23 protein-coding genes are annotated in these 18,850 nt (G+C 45.1%); 11 read left to right on the forward strand and 12 right to left on the reverse strand.

The window, feature by feature from the left end:
- Window positions 1-316 precede the first annotated feature (316 nt).
- Both R7R78_RS18955 and R7R78_RS18960 read left to right on the forward strand, forming a co-directional pair.
- Window positions 317-1,069: a pseudouridine synthase gene (locus R7R78_RS18955; protein WP_053303451.1), complete on the forward strand. Its 753-nt coding sequence runs from the start codon at window positions 317-319 to the stop codon at window positions 1,067-1,069.
- Window positions 1,070-1,171: 102 nt separating this feature from the next.
- A complete protein-coding gene (locus R7R78_RS18960) occupies window positions 1,172-2,134 on the forward strand; it encodes a D-2-hydroxyacid dehydrogenase (protein WP_104975636.1) in 963 nt (320 codons plus the stop codon).
- 89 nt (window positions 2,135-2,223) lie between these two features.
- Here the strand turns inward: R7R78_RS18960 and yjgA are convergent, their stop codons facing one another.
- A complete protein-coding gene (gene yjgA, locus R7R78_RS18965) occupies window positions 2,224-2,751 on the reverse strand; it encodes a ribosome biogenesis factor YjgA (RefSeq protein WP_005381124.1) in 528 nt (175 codons plus the stop codon).
- 110 nt (window positions 2,752-2,861) lie between these two features.
- Here yjgA and pmbA point away from each other — a divergent pair, with 110 nt between their 5' ends.
- Window positions 2,862-4,205 carry a metalloprotease PmbA gene (gene pmbA, locus R7R78_RS18970; RefSeq protein ID WP_025767615.1) on the forward strand — a complete coding sequence of 448 codons (1,344 nt, stop codon included), beginning with the start codon at window positions 2,862-2,864 and terminating at the stop codon, window positions 4,203-4,205.
- 56 nt (window positions 4,206-4,261) lie between these two features.
- Here the strand turns inward: pmbA and mgtE are convergent, their stop codons facing one another.
- The 11 genes from mgtE to R7R78_RS19025 all read right to left on the reverse strand — a co-directional run bounded on the left by mgtE (window position 4,262) and on the right by R7R78_RS19025 (window position 13,024).
- A complete protein-coding gene (gene mgtE / locus R7R78_RS18975; RefSeq protein ID WP_005381121.1) occupies window positions 4,262-5,620 on the reverse strand; it encodes a magnesium transporter in 1,359 nt (452 codons plus the stop codon).
- Between the two features lie 148 nt (window positions 5,621-5,768).
- Complete coding sequence (locus R7R78_RS18980; RefSeq protein WP_005381120.1) at window positions 5,769-6,044, reverse strand: HPr family phosphocarrier protein; 276 nt, start codon at window positions 6,042-6,044, stop codon at window positions 5,769-5,771.
- A 2-nt stretch (window positions 6,045-6,046) separates the two neighbouring features.
- Window positions 6,047-6,910 carry an RNase adapter RapZ gene (rapZ, locus tag R7R78_RS18985; RefSeq protein ID WP_054577138.1) on the reverse strand — a complete coding sequence of 288 codons (864 nt, stop codon included), beginning with the start codon at window positions 6,908-6,910 and terminating at the stop codon, window positions 6,047-6,049.
- 14 nt (window positions 6,911-6,924) lie between these two features.
- Entirely contained in the window at window positions 6,925-7,371 is a 447-nt protein-coding gene (gene ptsN / locus R7R78_RS18990; RefSeq protein ID WP_005381116.1) for a PTS IIA-like nitrogen regulatory protein PtsN, read from the reverse strand.
- Between the two features lie 2 nt (window positions 7,372-7,373).
- A complete protein-coding gene (gene hpf, locus R7R78_RS18995) occupies window positions 7,374-7,661 on the reverse strand; it encodes a ribosome hibernation promoting factor (protein WP_005381114.1) in 288 nt (95 codons plus the stop codon).
- A 24-nt stretch (window positions 7,662-7,685) separates the two neighbouring features.
- Window positions 7,686-9,155 (reverse strand): RNA polymerase factor sigma-54, encoded by a 1,470-nt coding sequence (locus R7R78_RS19000; protein ID WP_005381112.1) that lies wholly within the window; start codon window positions 9,153-9,155, stop codon window positions 7,686-7,688.
- Window positions 9,156-9,205: 50 nt separating this feature from the next.
- Window positions 9,206-9,931, reverse strand: coding sequence for an LPS export ABC transporter ATP-binding protein (lptB, locus tag R7R78_RS19005; RefSeq protein ID WP_005381111.1), 726 nt, complete (start codon window positions 9,929-9,931; stop codon window positions 9,206-9,208).
- 1 nt (window position 9,932) lies between these two features.
- Complete coding sequence (gene lptA, locus R7R78_RS19010) at window positions 9,933-10,427, reverse strand: lipopolysaccharide transport periplasmic protein LptA (RefSeq protein ID WP_005381109.1); 495 nt, start codon at window positions 10,425-10,427, stop codon at window positions 9,933-9,935.
- Complete coding sequence (gene lptC, locus R7R78_RS19015) at window positions 10,408-10,971, reverse strand: LPS export ABC transporter periplasmic protein LptC (RefSeq protein ID WP_005381106.1); 564 nt, start codon at window positions 10,969-10,971, stop codon at window positions 10,408-10,410. Before lptC ends, lptA begins: the two co-directional genes overlap by 20 nt.
- A gap of 86 nt (window positions 10,972-11,057) precedes the next feature.
- Window positions 11,058-12,029 (reverse strand): arabinose-5-phosphate isomerase KdsD, encoded by a 972-nt coding sequence (gene kdsD, locus R7R78_RS19020; protein WP_005381104.1) that lies wholly within the window; start codon window positions 12,027-12,029, stop codon window positions 11,058-11,060.
- 29 nt (window positions 12,030-12,058) lie between these two features.
- The gene (locus R7R78_RS19025) at window positions 12,059-13,024 is read right to left on the reverse strand and encodes a calcium/sodium antiporter (protein WP_005381102.1); all 966 of its coding nucleotides are present in this window, start codon (window positions 13,022-13,024) and stop codon (window positions 12,059-12,061) included.
- Between the two features lie 374 nt (window positions 13,025-13,398).
- On the opposite strand from R7R78_RS19025, the gene mlaF reads away from it, so the two are divergent.
- The 8 genes from mlaF (at window position 13,399) to R7R78_RS19065 (ending at window position 18,840) form a co-directional block, all read left to right on the forward strand.
- Window positions 13,399-14,202, forward strand: a complete 804-nt coding sequence (gene mlaF / locus R7R78_RS19030) for a phospholipid ABC transporter ATP-binding protein MlaF (RefSeq protein WP_005388422.1) — start codon at window positions 13,399-13,401, stop codon at window positions 14,200-14,202.
- Window positions 14,192-14,983 carry a lipid asymmetry maintenance ABC transporter permease subunit MlaE gene (mlaE, locus tag R7R78_RS19035; RefSeq protein WP_005381100.1) on the forward strand — a complete coding sequence of 264 codons (792 nt, stop codon included), beginning with the start codon at window positions 14,192-14,194 and terminating at the stop codon, window positions 14,981-14,983. Before mlaF ends, mlaE begins: the two co-directional genes overlap by 11 nt.
- Window positions 14,984-14,985: 2 nt before the next feature.
- The gene (mlaD, locus tag R7R78_RS19040; RefSeq protein ID WP_115386306.1) at window positions 14,986-15,474 is read left to right on the forward strand and encodes an outer membrane lipid asymmetry maintenance protein MlaD; all 489 of its coding nucleotides are present in this window, start codon (window positions 14,986-14,988) and stop codon (window positions 15,472-15,474) included.
- 2 nt (window positions 15,475-15,476) lie between these two features.
- Window positions 15,477-16,115 carry a phospholipid-binding protein MlaC gene (gene mlaC, locus R7R78_RS19045; RefSeq protein WP_005381098.1) on the forward strand — a complete coding sequence of 213 codons (639 nt, stop codon included), beginning with the start codon at window positions 15,477-15,479 and terminating at the stop codon, window positions 16,113-16,115.
- Window positions 16,115-16,435: a lipid asymmetry maintenance protein MlaB gene (locus tag R7R78_RS19050; RefSeq protein WP_054728869.1), complete on the forward strand. Its 321-nt coding sequence runs from the start codon at window positions 16,115-16,117 to the stop codon at window positions 16,433-16,435. The genes mlaC and R7R78_RS19050 overlap by 1 nt, the downstream gene beginning before the upstream one ends.
- A gap of 3 nt (window positions 16,436-16,438) precedes the next feature.
- Window positions 16,439-16,693, forward strand: a complete 255-nt coding sequence (ibaG, locus tag R7R78_RS19055; protein ID WP_005381092.1) for a BolA family iron metabolism protein IbaG — start codon at window positions 16,439-16,441, stop codon at window positions 16,691-16,693.
- Between the two features lie 9 nt (window positions 16,694-16,702).
- Complete coding sequence (murA, locus tag R7R78_RS19060) at window positions 16,703-17,959, forward strand: UDP-N-acetylglucosamine 1-carboxyvinyltransferase (protein ID WP_005388419.1); 1,257 nt, start codon at window positions 16,703-16,705, stop codon at window positions 17,957-17,959.
- A gap of 155 nt (window positions 17,960-18,114) precedes the next feature.
- Window positions 18,115-18,840, forward strand: coding sequence for a 1-acylglycerol-3-phosphate O-acyltransferase (locus R7R78_RS19065; protein WP_005381088.1), 726 nt, complete (start codon window positions 18,115-18,117; stop codon window positions 18,838-18,840).
- Window positions 18,841-18,850: the final 10 nt, after the last annotated feature.

Genomic DNA, 18,850 nt, shown 5'->3' on the forward strand with positions numbered 1-18,850 from the left:
ATCTTTCTAAAGAGATACATACCGCAGTACATGACAAGCTGAGCGCTCGCCCTATACTGCGCAACGGTAATGTCTTTTAAATGCTGTGTTTTGGTGTATTTATTTTAAGTATTCTTTGCGAATACCATGCTGTGTGCATCTAGCACTCTATTCAGTTATGCGTCTTGTTGTCAAACTAAATTTACAACGTGCTATTTTTAGTTTTTATGCTAAAGGATTGACTTTGTTTTATTGGGTTGAACTTTTCTTCAGAATCCTGCATCTGGGTGCTATTTGGGTATATAATCGCGGCGTTTTTATTTTGTAGAGATCTCCCATGGCAATGCTTGAATATACCCCTCCCACCGACCCTTGGGTTGATATCGTTTTTGAGGATGACGACATTCTGGCAGTGAATAAGCCATCAGGGCTGCTGTCTGTCCCTGGTCGCCTTGCAGAGCATTACGACAGCATGTGGAGCCGCCTCAAAGAGTTGCATCCAGAAATTCAAGTTGTGCATCGCTTGGATATGTCGACATCAGGGTTGATGTTGCTGGCGAAAAACAAACCCGCGGAGCGAGCATTAAAAAAGCAGTTCCAATATCGCCTCACTCACAAGGTGTATTACGCACGTGTTTGGGGGCATGTTGAGTCGCAAGAAGGGAATATTGATCTTCCATTAAATTGTGATTGGCCAAATCGTCCACGACAAAAAGTATGTTTTGACGACGGCAAACCATCTCAAACTTTATTCCAAGTAGTGAAGCGTGAAGTGCACCCTGATGGCACCCATACGACCGTTGTGCGGTTACTCCCCATTACTGGTCGATCGCATCAGTTACGCGTGCATTTGATGGCGATTGGTCATGCGATTGTGGGTGATGAGTTTTATGCAAGCGAAGAGGCGTATCAGTTTTCAGAACGTTTAGAGTTGCACGCTGCGGAGCTAAGTTTTTATCATCCAGCTACGGATCAGCTGAGCAGTATTTTTGTACCCTGTGACTTTTATTCTGAAGCCGAGGCGATGATCTTTAACTATTTTTCGCCAGAGCGTACATTGCCTGATTATAAAACGTTGCCACACCCTTAATGCCAATTGCACTAACAGCGGTTCTTTCTAGTTCGCTATTTTTGGCTATTTCGTTACTGTGGTTGATGTATCCTGTCTTTCAGCCGTGAACAAGGAGTTGTTATGTCTTTGCCAAGCATCGTATTTTTAGATCGAGCGACCATCCCAGAACATATTGAGATCCCACGACCTAGCTTTCCGCACCACTGGCGTGAGTACGACCTAACTGCGCCTGGGCAGGTAATAGAAAGGTTAGCCGATGCCGATATCGTGATTAGCAATAAAGTCCTGCTTGACCAACATGTATTAGAGCAACTACCAAAATTACGGATGATCGCGGTTGCCGCAACTGGTTTTAACAACGTCGATGTGAACTACTGTGCTAATCATGATATTGCGGTTGCTAATGTACGTGGTTACGCGACGCGTTCGGTGCCCGAGCACGTGATGGCAATGTTATTCGCTTTAAGACGGAATTTATTTGGGTACCACCAAGATATTGCCGCAGGTGAGTGGCAGCGTAACCAGCAGTTTTGTTTTTTTACTCACCCAATCGGGGATATTGGTGGTAGCACGTTAGGTGTTGTTGGTAGTGGGTCACTAGGGCAAGCGACGGCGAATCTGGCTCAAGCGTTAGGAATGACCGTCTTGTTTTCTGAGCGTAAAGGGGCGGCAGAATGTAGACCAGGTTATGTGTCGTTTGAGGAAGTATTAAAACGCTCCGATGCGCTGACCTTGCATTGCTCGCTCAACGATCATACTCAGAATTTAATTGGTCAAGCAGAGTTGCAACAAATGAAGTCCAACGCCATTTTGATTAATACAGGGCGTGGAGGTTTGGTGGATGAGAGCGCGCTGGTGGATGCCTTAAAACAGCAAGAAATTGCAGCGGCTGGTTTTGATGTTTTTACACAAGAACCGGCAGATGAGAGCAATCCGCTGATTGCCAATATGAGTTTACCTAATTTGTTACTGACACCGCATGTTGCATGGGGCAGCGACTCATCTATCCAACGTTTAGCGGAAATCCTGATTGAGAACATTAACGCTTTCGAGCGCGGAGACCGCGTTAATCGCTTAGTGTAACGCTGACTGTAAAATCAAAGATAAAAAAAGCAGACATTGACGTCTGCTTTTTGCGTTTAAATCGAATGCTCATTGCTTGAGCCGTCGAATTAAAACTCTTCTTCGTTTAGACCTTTAAGGATCTGAAAGATTTCGCGGTACGCTTTTGCTGGTTTCCCAGCTTTTTTCTCTTTCGCTGCTTGGCGAGCAAGTTGGCGTAGACGCTGACGATCCGCTTCTGGGTACATTTCCATTACGTCATCAATGGCTTTGTCACCTTCTTCCACTACGCGATCACGCAACGCTTCAAGTTTGTGGAATACAGCCGTTAATTGAGAGTGCTTATTACGAATTTTATCCAGTGCGGCTTGGATTGGCTCTGGATCTTCGTAACGCATCAATTTACCGATACGTTGCAATTGGCGACGACGCGCTTCATTTTTAAAGCGTTGCGCGTCAGCAATTGCTTCTCGCAAATCTTCGCTCAATGGAAACTTTTCTAGAACTGAAGGTTTGAGGCCGACAAGCTCCTCACCTAGCTTTTGCAGTTCTTCCATGTCTCGCTTCATCTCGGATTTACTTACCCAGATGATCTCTTCTTCTGGTTCCCATGGCGCTTTTTGATTCTTACGTGCCATTTCAGTTGCCTGTGTTTTGATTAATATTATGACTATTTTAACAAGAATCATGGGGAGAAAGCGAAATTCTTGTTATCCTATTGTTCATCAAAGACAAGATGTGAAAGACAATGGATATTAAACAGCAGGTTGCTGAGCAACGTACCGAGCTAGAGCAAGCCGTCGCAAGAGCCTTAAAGCTTGCATCGGCAAAATCTGACGCCGCCGAAGTCGCAATTACTAAAAGCACTGGTTTAAGTGTTTCAACTCGTATGGGTGAAGTAGAAAATGTCGAGTTCAACAGCGATGGTGCGCTGGGCATTACCGTTTACCGAGGTCAACGCAAAGGCAGTGCTTCCACGTCTGATTTAAGTGAAGCTGCAATCGAGCAAACCGTTATAGCGGCGCTAGATATTGCACATTACACATCTGAAGACCCATTTGCAGGCCCTGCACCGAAAGAATACATGGTGCAAGAGATCCCTGAGCTTGATCTTTTCCACCCTGACGCACCCGATCCAGACTATGCTGCCAATGTGGCGATTGCAGCAGAAAAAGAGGCGCTAAATTATAATAGTGCAATCAAACAAAGTGATGGCGCGAGTTATGATAGTCATTACGGCGTGAAAGTGTATGGCAATAGCCATGGCTTATTAGCTAGTTATGCGTCTAGCCGACATAGTACTAGCTGTTGTGTAATTGGCGTTGGTCAAAACGGCGAGATGGAACGTGATTACAGCTACACCGTGGCACGTCATCGTGATGACTTATGGACCCCAGAAACGGTGGGTCGTAAGGCGGCAGAGAATACGGTTAACCGCCTAGATGCGCAGCGTCTAAAAACAGGTCAATACCCAATCATGTTTGCGGCTGATGTTGCGACAGGCTTGATTGGCCATCTCGTTATGGCGATCAGCGGTGGTAACCTGTACCGAAAATCTTCTTTCTTACTTGACCATCTAGGCAAACAAGTGCTTCCTGAATGGTTCAATATCTCAGAACGTCCGCATGTATTGCGTGGTTTGGCATCAAGTCCATTCGATAGTGAAGGTGTGTACACTCAAGACCGTGAAATCATTACCGACGGTGTACTAGCAACTTATCTGTTAACCAGTTATGCCGCACGTAAAATGAAGATGACGCCGACAGGTCACGCTGGTGGGATTCATAACTGGTACGTGAAGTCGACAGGCCAAAACTTCGAACAAATGCTTAAAGAGCTCGGTACTGGTCTTCTAGTGACAGAAGTCATGGGACAAGGTGTGAACGTGGTAACGGGGGATTACTCTCGCGGTGCCGCAGGCTTCTGGGTTGAGAATGGCGAAATCCAATACCCAGTATCAGAAATTACCATCGCAGGTAATCTAAAAGACATGTTCACCAAGATTGTGGCGGTTGGTAGTGATATTGAAACGCGCTCACAAATCCAAACGGGCTCTATCCTACTGGATACCATGAAAGTGGCGGGTGAATAAGCTTTTCTAGCAATTCAGAATCAAAAAAGCCTGATGTGTTCATCAGGCTTTTTCTGTTAGGTAATCAGTATTGTGGCAAGCCCTAAGAAGACAGATAAACCAATCACATCCGTCACCGTTGTTAATGCCATACCACCAGCTAAAGCAGGATCGATGTTCATTTTTTTCAATAGGATTGGAATCGTTACTCCTGCAATACCTGCGACCAATAAGTTGGTCAGCATGGCGGCGGAAATGATTCCTCCGAGCATCCAGTTACCTTTCCAAGCAACAACAATACCACCAATAATCAGCGCCCACATGATACCGTTGAGTAAGCCGATCGAAGCTTCTTTCATTAACAGTTCGCGTTTGTTTGAGTCACCGATATGACCAAGAGCAAGACCACGAATCACTAGTGCGACGGTTTGGTTACCAGCGACACCACCCATGGACGGAACAATCGTCATCAATACTGCAATGGCCGCCATTTGATCTAATGTGGCCTCAAACATATTAGAAACGGAAGCAGCAGCAAGGGCGGCTAATACGTTAGCGCCAAGCCAGATACTGCGTTTGCGAGCTGATTTTACAACAGGCGCGAAAGTATCTTCGTCATCGTCCATACCCGCCATACTCATCATCGAGTGTTCCGCGTCTTCACGAATAACGTCAACCACGTCATCGATGGTGATACGACCGACCAAATGCAAGTTTTCATCAACAACAGGTGCAGATACCCAATTACGGCGTTCGAACAGACTCGCAACATCTGAGTCGCTAGTATCGACGGTGATGGCCTCGTCCGCGTCTTCCATTACATCAATGATTTTTACGTCTGGCTGAGTGGTAATAAGCGTCGTGATCGGCAGTTCACCGATGAGCTTACTCTCTTCATCGATCACATACAGGGCATCCGTAGCTTCTGGAAGCTCGCCTTTCATACGTAGATAACGCAAAACTACGTCCACATCGACGTCACCACGAATTGTGATGACGTCGGTGTTCATCAGTCCACCCGCAGTGTCTTCTGGGTAGGATAGGGCGGTTTCGACCCGTAGACGGTCAGAGGAGTCCATTTGCGACAGGACTTCGCGTGACAGGTTGTCAGGCAAGCTACGCAGTACGTAAGCCACGTCATCGGTATCCATGCCTTCTGTCGCTTCTGCAAGCGCTTCTGGTGCCATTTTGGATACGAGGCTGTCTTTGACATCTTCGTTCAGCTCGTCAAGGATTTCACCATAATCTTCAGGGTCGGTGAGTTGCCAAAGAACTTCACGGCTCTTCCGTGGGGAGGCTTCTAAAAGGTGAGCGATATCCTCAGGTTCCATGTCCTGTAATTGACGACGAACATGGACGAAGCGACCATTTTCTAGCGCTTCTGTGACTTCTTGGAGGGCTTGGTGAGCTTGGTCGAATTCAATTTGCTCTGCCATTCATTCCTCCCAATTCCTGATATTTACAATGCGTTGAATAATAACTTAATTCTAGGCGCCTTTTAATAACAACTTATGATACTAAGCAAATTTATTTATTAGGTCAGGGAAGAGAAAGATAATGGGAGGTAAGAAAAAAGCGAGTAAACTACTCGCCTTCATCAAATTTATCTTCGATCAAGTGGCAAACGGCATCCAGTGCTTCTTCCGCTTGCCCACCCGTTGCGTGGATCGTGACGTATTGTCCTTGAGCGGACTCTAGCATTAACAGGCCCATTACGCTGTCTGCTGTGGCGGTTTTGTCTTCTTCATTGTCGATGGTGATGACCGCTTCAAAGCTCTGTGCCAGTTCGACCAGTTTGACTGCTGCACGAGCATGTAAGCCAAGGCGGTTTTGAATCAATACTTTACGACTTAACTCCACGGCTACTCCTTAGCGTTTTTCTCTAGTGAGGTATGGCGAATTTGTACTTGGTGTCCTTTGTTGGAGAAGTATTCACCGATTTGCTGAGTTAAGTACACCGAGCGGTGCTTACCACCAGTACAACCGATTGCAACGGTCAGGTAGCTGCGGTTGTTTTTCTCAAGCAGAGGTAACCAATTCTCTATAAAGCTTTCAATTTGATATTTCAAACTTAACACCGATTGGTGTTGCTCTAAAAATGCGGCGATAGGAGCATCCAGACCTGTAAGCGGGCGTAGTGCTGGTTCCCAATGTGGGTTAGGTAAGAAGCGAACGTCGAATACGTAATCGGCATCGGAAGGCAGGCCGTATTTAAAACCAAAAGACTCAAATACCATAACGAGCCCTTTGCGATCTCTGCCTTCAACGCGCATACGCACGGTTTCACTCAATTCATGCAAAGACTGCCCACTACTATTTAGGACCAGATCTGCATGCGCTTTGAGTGGCGTCAAAATTTGCTTCTCACGCTCGATGGCTTGATCGAGCGAGAGGGAGGTGCCACCTAAAGATAACGGGTGAATTCGGCGTGTTTCGCTGTAGCGTTTGAGTAGCGTTTCTTTATTAGCGTCCAAGAAAAGCACGGTCACATCAAGCTCAGTTTTTAACTGTTCTAGTGTACTCGTCAGTTCTTTTAGCTTTTTAGGAATATTACGAATATCAATACTGACTGCAACATTCTGTTTGCTGTCAGCAACAGAATGAACAAATGCGTCCAGCAAGTTAACTGGCAGGTTATCAACACAGTAGTAACCTAAGTCTTCCAGTACACGAAGCGCAATACTTTTACCGGCACCTGAGTGCCCGCTAACAACGATTAGTCGCATGGAGTTAGTCCTGCTTATTGGTGAATCATGATGTCGTAAAGTTCTTCATCACTCTGAGCATTACGCAGTAGTTTTAATACTTGCTTATCGCTCAGACGTTCTGCCATAGAGGATAGAGTCTTGAGGTGCTCTTTGCACTGTTCTTCTGGTACAAGGAGCGCAAAAAGAAGATCGACAGGTCGATTGTCAATCGCATCAAATTCGATTGCTTCATCACATTGCAGTAAGACAGCAATGGCCTTGTCGCTTGATTGCATTCTCGCGTGAGGGATCGCAATACCGTTTCCGATACCGGTACTGCCCATTTTTTCTCTATTGAGCATGCATTCGAACAGCTCGGTAGAATCTTGGCCCGTTTGATCAGCCACGATACGGCTGATCATTTCAAGGGCGCGTTTTTTACTCGTGCAGTGGACCGCACTTTTGGTGCAGTCCAATGACAGTATTTCGCTCAGTTGCATGATTAATGACTGTTTAGTTTTTCTTTGTGCTTATTAAGTTGGCGAACCAATTTATCTACCAGCGAATCGATCGCGGCATACATATTTTCGTCATCGGCTGATGCGTGGATTTCGCCTTGATTTATGTGAAGCGTAGCTTCCGCGATTTGAGTAATTTTTTCAACTTTTAGTACAACATGCACTTGATTGATATGGTCGAAGAACCTTTCGAGCTTCTGAAACTTAGAATTTACATAGTCTTGCATTGAATCGGTAAGATCAACGTGATGGCCTTGAATATTGATTTGCATAGACTTTCCTTTTCAGTTAGTGCCTTATAATAGGCGTTTACGCTGACTTGAAGGGGCAATTCCCAAGGATTCGCGATATTTGGCTATCGTACGTCTTGCGACCTGAATCCCTTGGTCAGCCAGAAGAGCAGCAATCTTGCTATCACTCAGTGGTTTGGCAGTATTCTCTGCTGCGACCAGTTTTTTAATGAGTGCACGAATTGCTGTTGACGAACATTCTCCGCCATTGTCAGTACTAACATGGCTAGAGAAGAAGTACTTCAATTCAAAAATACCACGTGGTGTATGCATAAATTTTTGCGTTGTTACACGAGAAATCGTGGATTCATGCATGTCCACAGCCAAAGCGACATCATTGAGTACCATTGGCTTCATGGCTTCCTCACCATACTCGAAGAAATCTTGTTGATGTTCAACAATACATCTTGCAACTTTGAGTAGCGTCTCGTTTCTACTCTCTAAGCTCTTAATTAACCATTTTGCCTCTTGCAAATTGCTGCGGATGTACTGGCTATCCGCGCTATTACCTTTGCCTAATTGAGCATATTGTTGATTTACTTTTAATTTTGGCACGCTATCCGGGTTTATAGAAACGGTCCATTTGCCATTGTCTTTAAAAACGGATACGTCTGGAATTACGTACTCGGTATCATCAGGAGTGATGCGACTACCTGGACGAGGATCTAACTGTTGGATAAGCTTTAAGACTTCACGAAGATCGGCTTCTTTCAGCTTAGTCTCTTTGATGACGAGCTTGTAGTCTCGGTTGCCTAGGTGATCAATGTGATCCGCAAGTATCATTTTGGCTTCAGCAAGCCACGGTGTGTCTTCCGGGAAGGTCGTCAATTGCAGTAACAAACATTCTTGTAAGTTACGTGATGCAACGCCAAGAGGATCGAATTGTTGAATGCGTTTACGAACGGCTTCTACTTCGTCTAACTCTATCTCTTCATTATCGAAGCTCTCATGAATCTCTTCAGGCGACAAAGTTAAATAGCCGTAGTCGTCAACAGCGTCAATAATCGCTAATGCAATCGTGCGGTCGGTTTCACTGAATGGTGTTAGGTCAAGCTGCCACATGAGGTAATCATGTAATGATTCAGTGGTTTCGCCTTGGTAGACGGGCATATCATCATCAAGAGCTAAGCCAGTGCTACCAGTATTCGCGCTGTAGACGTCATCCCAAGTCGTGTCGATTTCAAGTTCAGAGCTAATTTCTGATTTCTCTATCACATCGGAGCTATCTGGAACGTCAATTTCTGTTGGTTCGCTAGCACTGTTGCTATCAGCAGCCTCGACCGCTGACTTATCTTCACCGTTTGCTAGAGGCTCGTCTTGGCCTTCTTCAACTTCCAATAATGGGTTTGAGTCCAACGCTTCTTGGATTTCTTGTTGAAGATCGAGTGTCGACAATTGCAATAAGCGAATCGCTTGCTGCAACTGTGGCGTCATGGCTAACTGCTGACCTAGCTTGAGTTGTAATGAAGGTTTCATTCAGTGTTACTTACCTTGTAATGCTCAGAATCTTACCGTTCCTAATATAATCATAGACGGAATTGTTCGCCGAGATAAACTTGTTTCACCTGTTCATTATTGAGAACTTCTGCCGGAGTTCCCGATGCAATTAGGTGCCCTTGGCTCACGATATAGGCTTTTTCACATACGTCCAGTGTTTCACGTACATTATGGTCAGTGATTAACACTCCGAGACCACGATCGCGCAGATGCTCAATGATTTTCTTGATGTCATTAACCGAAATTGGGTCAACACCAGCGAAAGGTTCATCCAATAAAATGAACTGAGGGTTGGCCGCTAAAGCTCGAGCGATTTCCACCCTGCGTCGCTCACCCCCTGATAGTGCCATACCAGCACTGGTTCTGATGTGCTGGATGTGGAATTCTTCCAACAAATCTTCCAGTTTATCTTGGCGCTCTTCCCTCGTCATTTCTTGACGAGTTTCAAGTACGGCCATGATGTTATCTTCTACTGAAAGCTTACGGAAAATCGACGCTTCTTGCGGAAGATAGCCAATGCCAAGTCGTGAACGGCTATGCATCGGCAAAATACTGATGTCATTGTCGTCAATGGTAATGGTGCCTTCATCGCGAGGTACTAAGCCGACAATCATGTAAAACGAGGTGGTTTTACCCGCACCGTTTGGACCGAGTAGCCCAACAATCTGACCAGATTCAACTTCTAAGCTAACATCAGTGACGACTTTGCGTTTTTTGTAGCTTTTCGCCAAGTTTTTCGCACTCAGTACTGCCATATTAGTTCTCTATCTGATTGGGTTGCAAAATGGTCGTAACGCGCTCTTCCTTAGAGCTATCTGCGACTAGCTTTTGTTTACCAATTTGGTAACGAATCGAAGAACCTTTGATGGTGTTGTTGTCTTGTGCCAGCTGCGCTTGACCTTTCATGGTCAGTTCGTCTGTAGAAATACGGTAATCCAACTCCGTAGCTTGACCACTAAGTGTTTTACCATCGTCCATCAGCTGAGAAAACTTCGCAGGTTTACCAAATGCTTGAATCTGTTTAATTGCTTCGGTTTTAGGATCGCGAGTTACCACGATTCTATCAGCATCGATATTGATGCTCCCTTGCTTAAGAGATACATCGCCTTCAAAAACAACCTGGTTACTCTTCATATCCACCTGTTGGGTGTCAGAGTTTATGTAAACCGGCTGTTGAGTATCCGACTTGAGTGCCAGCGCTTGAGGCGCCGCCAATACCAGTGCCAGTAGGCTAAGGTGTAACGGTTTCATATCGACCTTGAACTTCATCTGTCAGAGTCGCAGTATGCTGTTTTAAGTTGCCTTGCATTGCGCCTCCAGTAGTTTCAAATTGTGGTCCAACCAACATCACTTGTTGGTCAGCTTTAAAATCACGATTGGTTAGATTAATGACCAATTTGTCTGTTGCCATGGTATCAAAACTCGCACCAGGCAGAAGATTTTGCATTAAGACTTTGTCATATAAAGTCAAAACTTGGTCTTCATCTAACACTGCTCTTGTGGCAGTCACCTTCCATTCAATGACGCTACCTTCACGGTAAACCATCAAAGTCGGGTTATTAAAAATAGTATCTCCACTCTTAGCATAATGGTCTAAGTTAGTGGAGCGAATGATGTAACTGCGGACACCATCTTCACCGTAGGTGATGTTTTCTAATCCAGAACCACTGAACATGGGCAGTTCAGAATCTGGTGCTACTTGAATTGCGTCGTTGCCTTTAGGGGTTAGTAGGTAATAACCGCACCACGCTACAACGAAGATCAAGAGCAAATAAATAAGGCGAGTAAAACTCATATAATGAAGGCCTATCGTTTAGCTCAGTACTTCCCTGACCATTGCCTTTATTCGTCTAATAAATGATTTAAATGTTTGTGCTGATATTACATCACGCCAGCTTTTAGTAAATCGTGCATGTTCAGTGCACCCACAATTTTTTCGTCTTTACATAAAATCAGAGCGTTAATGTTTTTATTCTGCATCAAGTTCAAACCTTCAACCGCCAGCATATCAGGGTGTGCTGTGGTTGGGTTTGTCGTCATGACCTCGCCAATTGCCGTCGTATGAATATCGATACGCTTGTCTAAGGTACGACGTAAATCACCATCGGTGAATATACCAAGCATAGCATCGTGCTCATCGACGATGGCTGTCATGCCTAACCCCTTTTCTGAAATTTCAAGCAAGGCATCGCGAATTAATGCGTCAGGAGAAACTTTAGGTAACGCTTCTCCAAAGTGCATAATATCAGACAACTTAAGTAGCAGTTTTCTCCCCAGTGCACCACCTGGGTGAGACAGGGCAAAATCTTCGGCAGAAAAACCACGAGCTTGAAGCAGAGCTACGGCTAATGCATCTCCCATCACTAATGTGGCAGTCGTACTGCTAGTTGGCGCCAGGCCTAACGGACAAGCTTCTTGAGGTACCGTAATTTGCAGGTGTAAGTCAGACAGCTTGGCCATATTTGATTCTGGCTTACCTGTCATGCTGATGATCTTAATATTCAGGCGCTTTAATACTGGAAATAGAGACAGAATTTCGTTTGATTCACCAGAGTTAGAAATTGCCAGCACAATGTCACCAGGGCTGATCATACCCAAGTCGCCATGTGCGGCTTCGCCTGGATGAACGAAAAACGCCGAAGTCCCTGTGCTTGCCAGAGTGGCGGCAATCTTGTTACCAATATGGCCTGACTTGCCAATACCCATAACGACAACTTTGCCGTTGTTGGAAAGGATAAGTTCACACGCTTTTTCAAATTGATCATCAAAGTAGGTATCTAGCTCTTGCAGAGCAGCAACTTCGATATCAAGAACTTGTTTAGCAGCAGCGCGAAAATCAAATTGATTGGACATATCAGATCTCTACTTATTGATCGTGGTAATTAAGCGGTCATGTTTGCGAATAAGTACACTTGGTAACCTAAGAAGCACACAAACAAGATGGCACCTTCAATACGGTTAATACTACGTGATTTACCCAAACACATCGCGACAAGTAACAATGAAACGCCTAACATGACCCAGAAGTCACGTCCCATCGCGTACTCACTGAGCACCGATGGATTAATGATGCCAGGAATCCCCATGACCGCCAGAATGTTAAACACATTCGAACCGATAATGTTACCGACAGCCATGTCGTCTTCACCCTTTAAAACTCCCGCAAGTGATGCGGCCAGTTCAGGCAGGCTAGTGCCAATGGCGATAATAGTTAGGCCGATAACAAGGTCGCTCATACCAAAGTGTTTAGCAATGATTACCGCGTTATCAACCAGCATGCTGGCTGCCAAAGGAAGCAGTATCAAGCCAATAACCACCCACATGATTGCTTTAGGGTTACTGACGCCTTCTGGGATCTCTGACTCTTGGTCATCAAGAAAAACATCACCTGATTTTTGCTCTTTGCGGCTGATTTGCAACATAGCAAATAAAAATGCCCCAAAGAGTACAAACAATAAGACACCCTCATAAAAACCGAGATGGCTATTCCAAAGCAGAATACCAGCGAGTACGGTTACGGCTATCATGAGTGGAAGTTCTCGGCGGATGACGGCGGAGCTAATCGACAAAGGCTTGATCAGCGCTGTAATACCTAGGATTAACGCAATGTTCGCTATGTTTGAGCCTAATACGTTACCCACCGCTGTATCTGTTTTACCATCCCAAGCAGCGGTTGCAGATACCATCATCTCAGGGGCAGATGAGCCCATCGCAAGGATTGTCATGCCGATGACAAGCGGGGAAATACCGACGTTGCGGGCTATCGCTGCAGAGCCAAAAACAAGTTTATCTGCACTCCAAACAAGCAAAACAAGACCGACTATAAGCAACGCAACGGCTTCGAGCATGAGAATTCCTAAGTATTAAATAAGTAAAATGAATAACCGCTAATTTTGACCTTTTGCGGCCTAAAATGGAAGATAAACGAAGAATAAATTAAAGGTTAGTAACGAAAATGTATGTAAATCTCACTCATTTAAATGAGCAATTCTGGTCTAGGATTTAAACACTTCGTGCTAATTAGGTCATAAACCATGAGAAATTGCAGGGATATAGTCGACTTTATTTAATTGAACAGTGCTTTAAATTCAACGCCAATGTGCTTATGATTGCAGCCTAATAAATGTACCGACGTTACTTTATTAAACGTAGAATTCAACTCCGATGAGTATCTGCTTGATGATTCCGTGAGTTGCAACGCTCCTACAGTAGAAGAGATGATATGTCGAACAACGATTTAGTCACCGTGAACAACCTCACTTTTTCACGGGGAGAACGCATGATCTTTGATGATATTGATCTGCATGTTCCTGAAGGCAAAGTGACGGCCATTATGGGACCATCGGGAATTGGTAAAACAACACTGCTGCGTTTGATTGGTGGTCAGTTGTATCCCGAGCAAGGAGAGATCTGGTTTGATGGCGACAATATTCCCTCTCTCTCGCGTAAAAAACTCTACCATGCTCGAAAGAAAATGAGCATGTTGTTCCAGTCAGGGGCTTTATTCACTGATTTGAATGTTTTTGATAATGTCGCCTTTCCATTGAGAGAGCATACCGATTTATCGGAAGATTTGATTCGCACCATGGTGTTACTCAAGCTCGAAGCTGTCGGTCTGCGCGGCGCGGCGCAATTAATGCCGAGTGAGCTTTCAGGTGGTATGGCAAGACGCGCTGCTTTGGCTCGTGCAATCGCACTTGACCCTGACTTGATCATGTACGATGAGCCGTTTGTGGGGCAAGACCCAATTACTATGGGCGTTTTGGTTGAGCTAATTAGCAATCTAAACCAAGCGTTAGGTTTGACCTCTATTGTGGTTTCTCACGACGTACCTGAAGTCATGAGTATTGCTGACTGGGTATACCTGATGGCCGATGGAAAAATCATCGCCTATGGTACGCCAGAAGAGCTGACTCAAAACTCTGATCCTCGTGTCCAGCAGTTCTTACAAGGTGATGCCGACGGTCCTGTGCCGTTTCGTTTCCCTTCTCAAAGTATCGAAAAGGACTTATTTGATGGTCGATAACTTCATTCACTTTGTCGCCTCGCTGGGTCGACGCACGCTTTCTATTTGCGGAGCATTTGGTCGTGCGACTTTCATGTTGATTGGGGCGCTATTTTCTAAGCCACAACCGATCAGAAGCTTTCCTCTGCTTGTTAAGCAACTTTATTCTGTTGGTGTTCAGTCGCTGGCGATCATCGTCGTATCTGGTCTGTTCATTGGAATGGTTTTGAGTCTACAAGGCTATGTTGTGTTGGTGGATTACGGCGCAGAAGGCAGTTTGGGGCAAATGGTAGCGCTTTCGTTACTCCGTGAATTAGGACCCGTTGTTACTGCACTTTTGTTTGCTGGTCGTGCCGGTTCTGCGTTAACCGCAGAGATAGGTCTAATGAAAGCAACGGAACAACTGTCTAGCCTTGAAATGATGGCGGTAGACCCATTGAAACGAGTGATTGCACCACGGTTTTGGGCTGGGGTTATCTCAATGCCTTTACTGGCTATGATTTTCATGGCTGTGGGAATTTGGGGAGCTCAGCTTGTTGGTGTTGACTGGAAAGGCGTTGATCACGGCAGTTTTTGGTCAGCGATGCAGTCCTCTGTTGAGCTAGGACAAGACATTGGTAACAGTATGATCAAATGTTTTGCGTTTGCAATTACGGTTACTTGGGTCGCTCTATTTAACGGTTATGATGCTATTCCAACATCGGAAGGGATCAGCCGAGCAACTACGCGCACTGTTGTGCATTCTTCTTTAGCAGTACTAGGATTAGACTTTGTACTGACCGCATTGATGTTTGGGAATTAATCATGCAACAAACACGTAAAACTGAATTATGGGTTGGCAGCTTTGTATTAGCGGGAATTTGCGCGATTCTTGTGATGATTTTTCAAGTTGCTGACGTAAAAAGCATTGGCTCTGGTGATACTTATACCCTCAAAGCCGAGTTCGATAATATTGGCAGTTTAAAAGTTCGTTCTCCCGTAAAAGTGGGGGGCGTTGTGATTGGTCGAGTAAGTAGTATTTCGCTTAACCCAGACAACTTATTGCCAGTTGTAACACTATCTATCAATAGCAAATACAATCAGTTCCCAGAAACGTCGAGCGTACAAATTTTGACATCTGGCCTGATTGGTGAGCAATACATTGGTTTAGTACCTGGCTTCGTTTTTGATGAAGAAGTCATGCTGGTGGATGGTGATACCATCGAAGACACCAAATCGGCGCTTGTGCTTGAAGACTTAATTGGTCAAGTACTATACAGCGTAGGTGGTTCAGACGACTCAAGTAAGGAATAATTATGTTAGCGAGATTACTACTTTCAGTTTGTGCTGTGTTTAGCGTCTTTGGAGCAACAGCAGCAGAGGTGGATAAAACTGAACCTTATAAGATGATGAAGCAGGTAGCTGAAGTCACGTTTGAAAGATTGAAAGCCGAACAGCCGAAAATCAAACAAGATCCAAATTTACTTAAAGTGATCGTTGAAGAAGAGCTAATGCCTTACGTCAACTACCGCTATGCAGGGTTAAAACTTCTTGGTCCAAACTTAAAAGGTGCTAAGCGTGAAGATGTACTTGAGTTTATCGATGCATTTCGTGCGTACCTGATTGCGTCTTATGCACAAGTGTTGACGCAATACTCTGACCAAAAAATTGAGTTTGGTCCTGAGCCTAGCATTGATGACTCTAAGCGTATTACAAGCATTAAAGTTGATATCATCGATACTCCGCGTCCAAACATCAAACTTGAGTTTAAACTGCGTAAAGACAACCAGTCTGGAGAGTGGGAAGCATTCGATATGATTGCAGAGGGCATTAGTTTACTTTCTAGTAAACAATCCGAATGGAACAGTAAAATTCGTCAAGAAGGCATTCTATCTGTTGCTAAAGACTTAGAAAAATTGGCCGCAGAACCGATCCGTTTCGAGGCGAAGAAATAATGGCCCAGACTCCCGTTCAGTGGCAATTGGATCAAAACATTCTTAAGCTAACAGGGGCACTTGATAGAGATACAGTGCCTTCATTGTGGGCGTATGCACAGCAATGGCAACCTGCTCAATCGGAGCTGGAATGCTCGCTAAAAGAGATAGAGCGCGTCGACTCTGCAGGAATGGTGATGTTAATCCACTTATTAGAGCATGCAAAAAAGCAAAACTGTCATATAATGCTCAGTTTCGTGCCGGCGCAACTGCGCACTTTGTTTCAACTGAGCAATGTTGAATCTTTAGTGGCCAAACACATACAGAATTATCAGGGGTAAATTGTGGATAGCGCAAAAGTACAACAGTTATTAGAAGAAGCACTAAACCTTCAAGAAGTGCATGTGAAAGGTGAAGGTAGCCACTATGAAGTGGTTGCTGTTGATGCTTGTTTCGATGGAATGAGCCGCGTTAAGAAGCAGCAGCTAATTTATGCTCCTCTGATGGAATACATCCAGCGTAACGACATTCACGCATTATCAATCAAAGCGTTCACACCAGAAGAGTGGGCTCGTGATAAGAAATTGATGTCGCTTTAAGGTTTATTGATGGAAAAGTTTCGAGTTATTGGGTCAGATAAACCACTAGTTGGTGAAGTGACCATTTCAGGTGCAAAAAACGCAGCACTGCCGATTTTATTTGCGTCTATCTTGGCGGAAGAGCCAGTAGAAGTGGCAAACGTACCACACCTTCGTGATATCGATACAACCATGGAATTGCTTAAGCGTTTAGGCGCGAAAGTAAGCCGCAATGGCTCTGTTCATGTTGATCCAAGCAGTATTACAGAATACTGCGCGCCTTATGATTTAGTGAAAACCATGCGTGCCTCTATTTGGGCTTTAGGTCCTTTGGTGGCGCGCTTTGGTCAAGGTCAGGTTTCTTTACCAGGCGGTTGTGCCATCGGTGCCCGTCCTGTGGATCTGCATATTTCTGGTTTAGAGCAGCTTGGCGCAACCATTACATTAGAAGATGGTTATGTGAAAGCAGAAGTGGATGGTCGTCTAAAAGGCGCGCACATCGTGATGGATAAAGTCAGCGTAGGCGCGACGATCACCATCATGTGTGCTGCAGCGCTAGCGGAAGGCACAACAACACTAGATAACGCTGCGCGTGAGCCTGAAATCGTCGATACCGCTGATTTCCTAAATAAGCTTGGCGCAAAAATCTCTGGCGCTGGCACAGATACCATTACGATTGAAGGTGTTGAGCGCCTAGGCGGTTGTAAACACAACGTGGTTGCTGACCGTATTGAGACGGGAACATTCCTTGTCGCAGCAGCAGTATCTGGCGGTAAAGTGGTATGTCGCAACACTAATGCTCATTTGCTTGAAGCGGTTCTCGCCAAGTTGGAAGAAGCTGGCGCGCTTGTCGAAACGGGTGAAGATTGGATCTCCGTTGATATGACCGACCGCGAGCTAAAAGCGGTAAGTGTACGTACTGCGCCACATCCTGGTTTCCCGACGGATATGCAAGCTCAATTTACGCTACTGAACATGATGGCGAAAGGTGGAGGCGTGATCACAGAGACTATCTTTGAAAACCGCTTTATGCACGTACCAGAACTCATGCGTATGGGCGCTAAAGCTGAGATCGAAGGCAATACGGTTATCTGTGGTGATGTTGAGTCACTCAGCGGTGCGCAAGTGATGGCAACCGATCTACGAGCTTCGGCTAGTTTGGTTATTGCAGGTTGCATTGCTAAAGGCGAAACCGTCGTTGATCGTATTTACCATATCGACCGTGGTTACGACAAAATCGAAAATAAACTGGCTGCACTTGGCGCAAATATTGAGCGAGTGAGCTAGGCAAGTTAAACTGCTCCGCAGGTAACTTGGATATCAAGAGAGCCGAAACCTGAGTTTCGGCTTTTTTATATCACTCTCATGACCATATTTTCCCTTTATGGAAAGAGAGATATTAATAGCTGTATCTGGCAAAAGCCGGTTCCTGGAGAACAAGAATGATTGCACTGTTACGTGTATTTGCTGTCGCTATCTTTGCGATTGTTATGTTTATTGGTGGTTGTGGTTACTGCCTATTAAGCCCTAGAAACCCTAAGCACGTTTTCACTTTTGGCCGTTTGTTTGCCAAGATGTCTCGTGTGTTTGGGATTAAGTTAGAGTTGCGTATCCCTGAAGATGCGTATTCACGCGGCCAACATGTTTACATTGCTAACCACCAGAACAACTGGGACATGTTTACTGTTTCTGCGGCTGTGACTCCGAAAGTTGTGACAGTAGGTAAAAAGAGCTTGGCTTGGATGCCACTGTTTGGTCAGCTTTACTGGCTTACGGGTAACATTCTGATTGACCGAGCGAATCGCTCTAAAGCAAAAGGTACTATCGATCAGGTCGTGAGCAGCATGAAAGAAAGTGATGTTTCGGTGTGGATGTTCCCTGAAGGCACGCGTTCTCGTGGGCGTGGTTTGCTGCCATTCAAAACAGGTGCTTTTCATGCGGCAATTGGTGCAGGTGTGCCAATCATTCCTATCGTATGTAGCTCGACGAATAAAATTAAGCTGAACCGTTGGAACAATGGTCATGTGATTGTTGAAATGCTACCTCCAATCAGCACTGAAGGCTATGGTAAAGAGGGCATTCGCGAGTTAGCGAATATCTGTCGTGAACAGATGAAAGAGAAGCTTGAATCGTTAGATGAAGAAGTCAAACAGCGTAATGCTGCTTAAGTTTTACTGC

The organism is Vibrio sp. 2134-1, assembly GCF_033339495.1.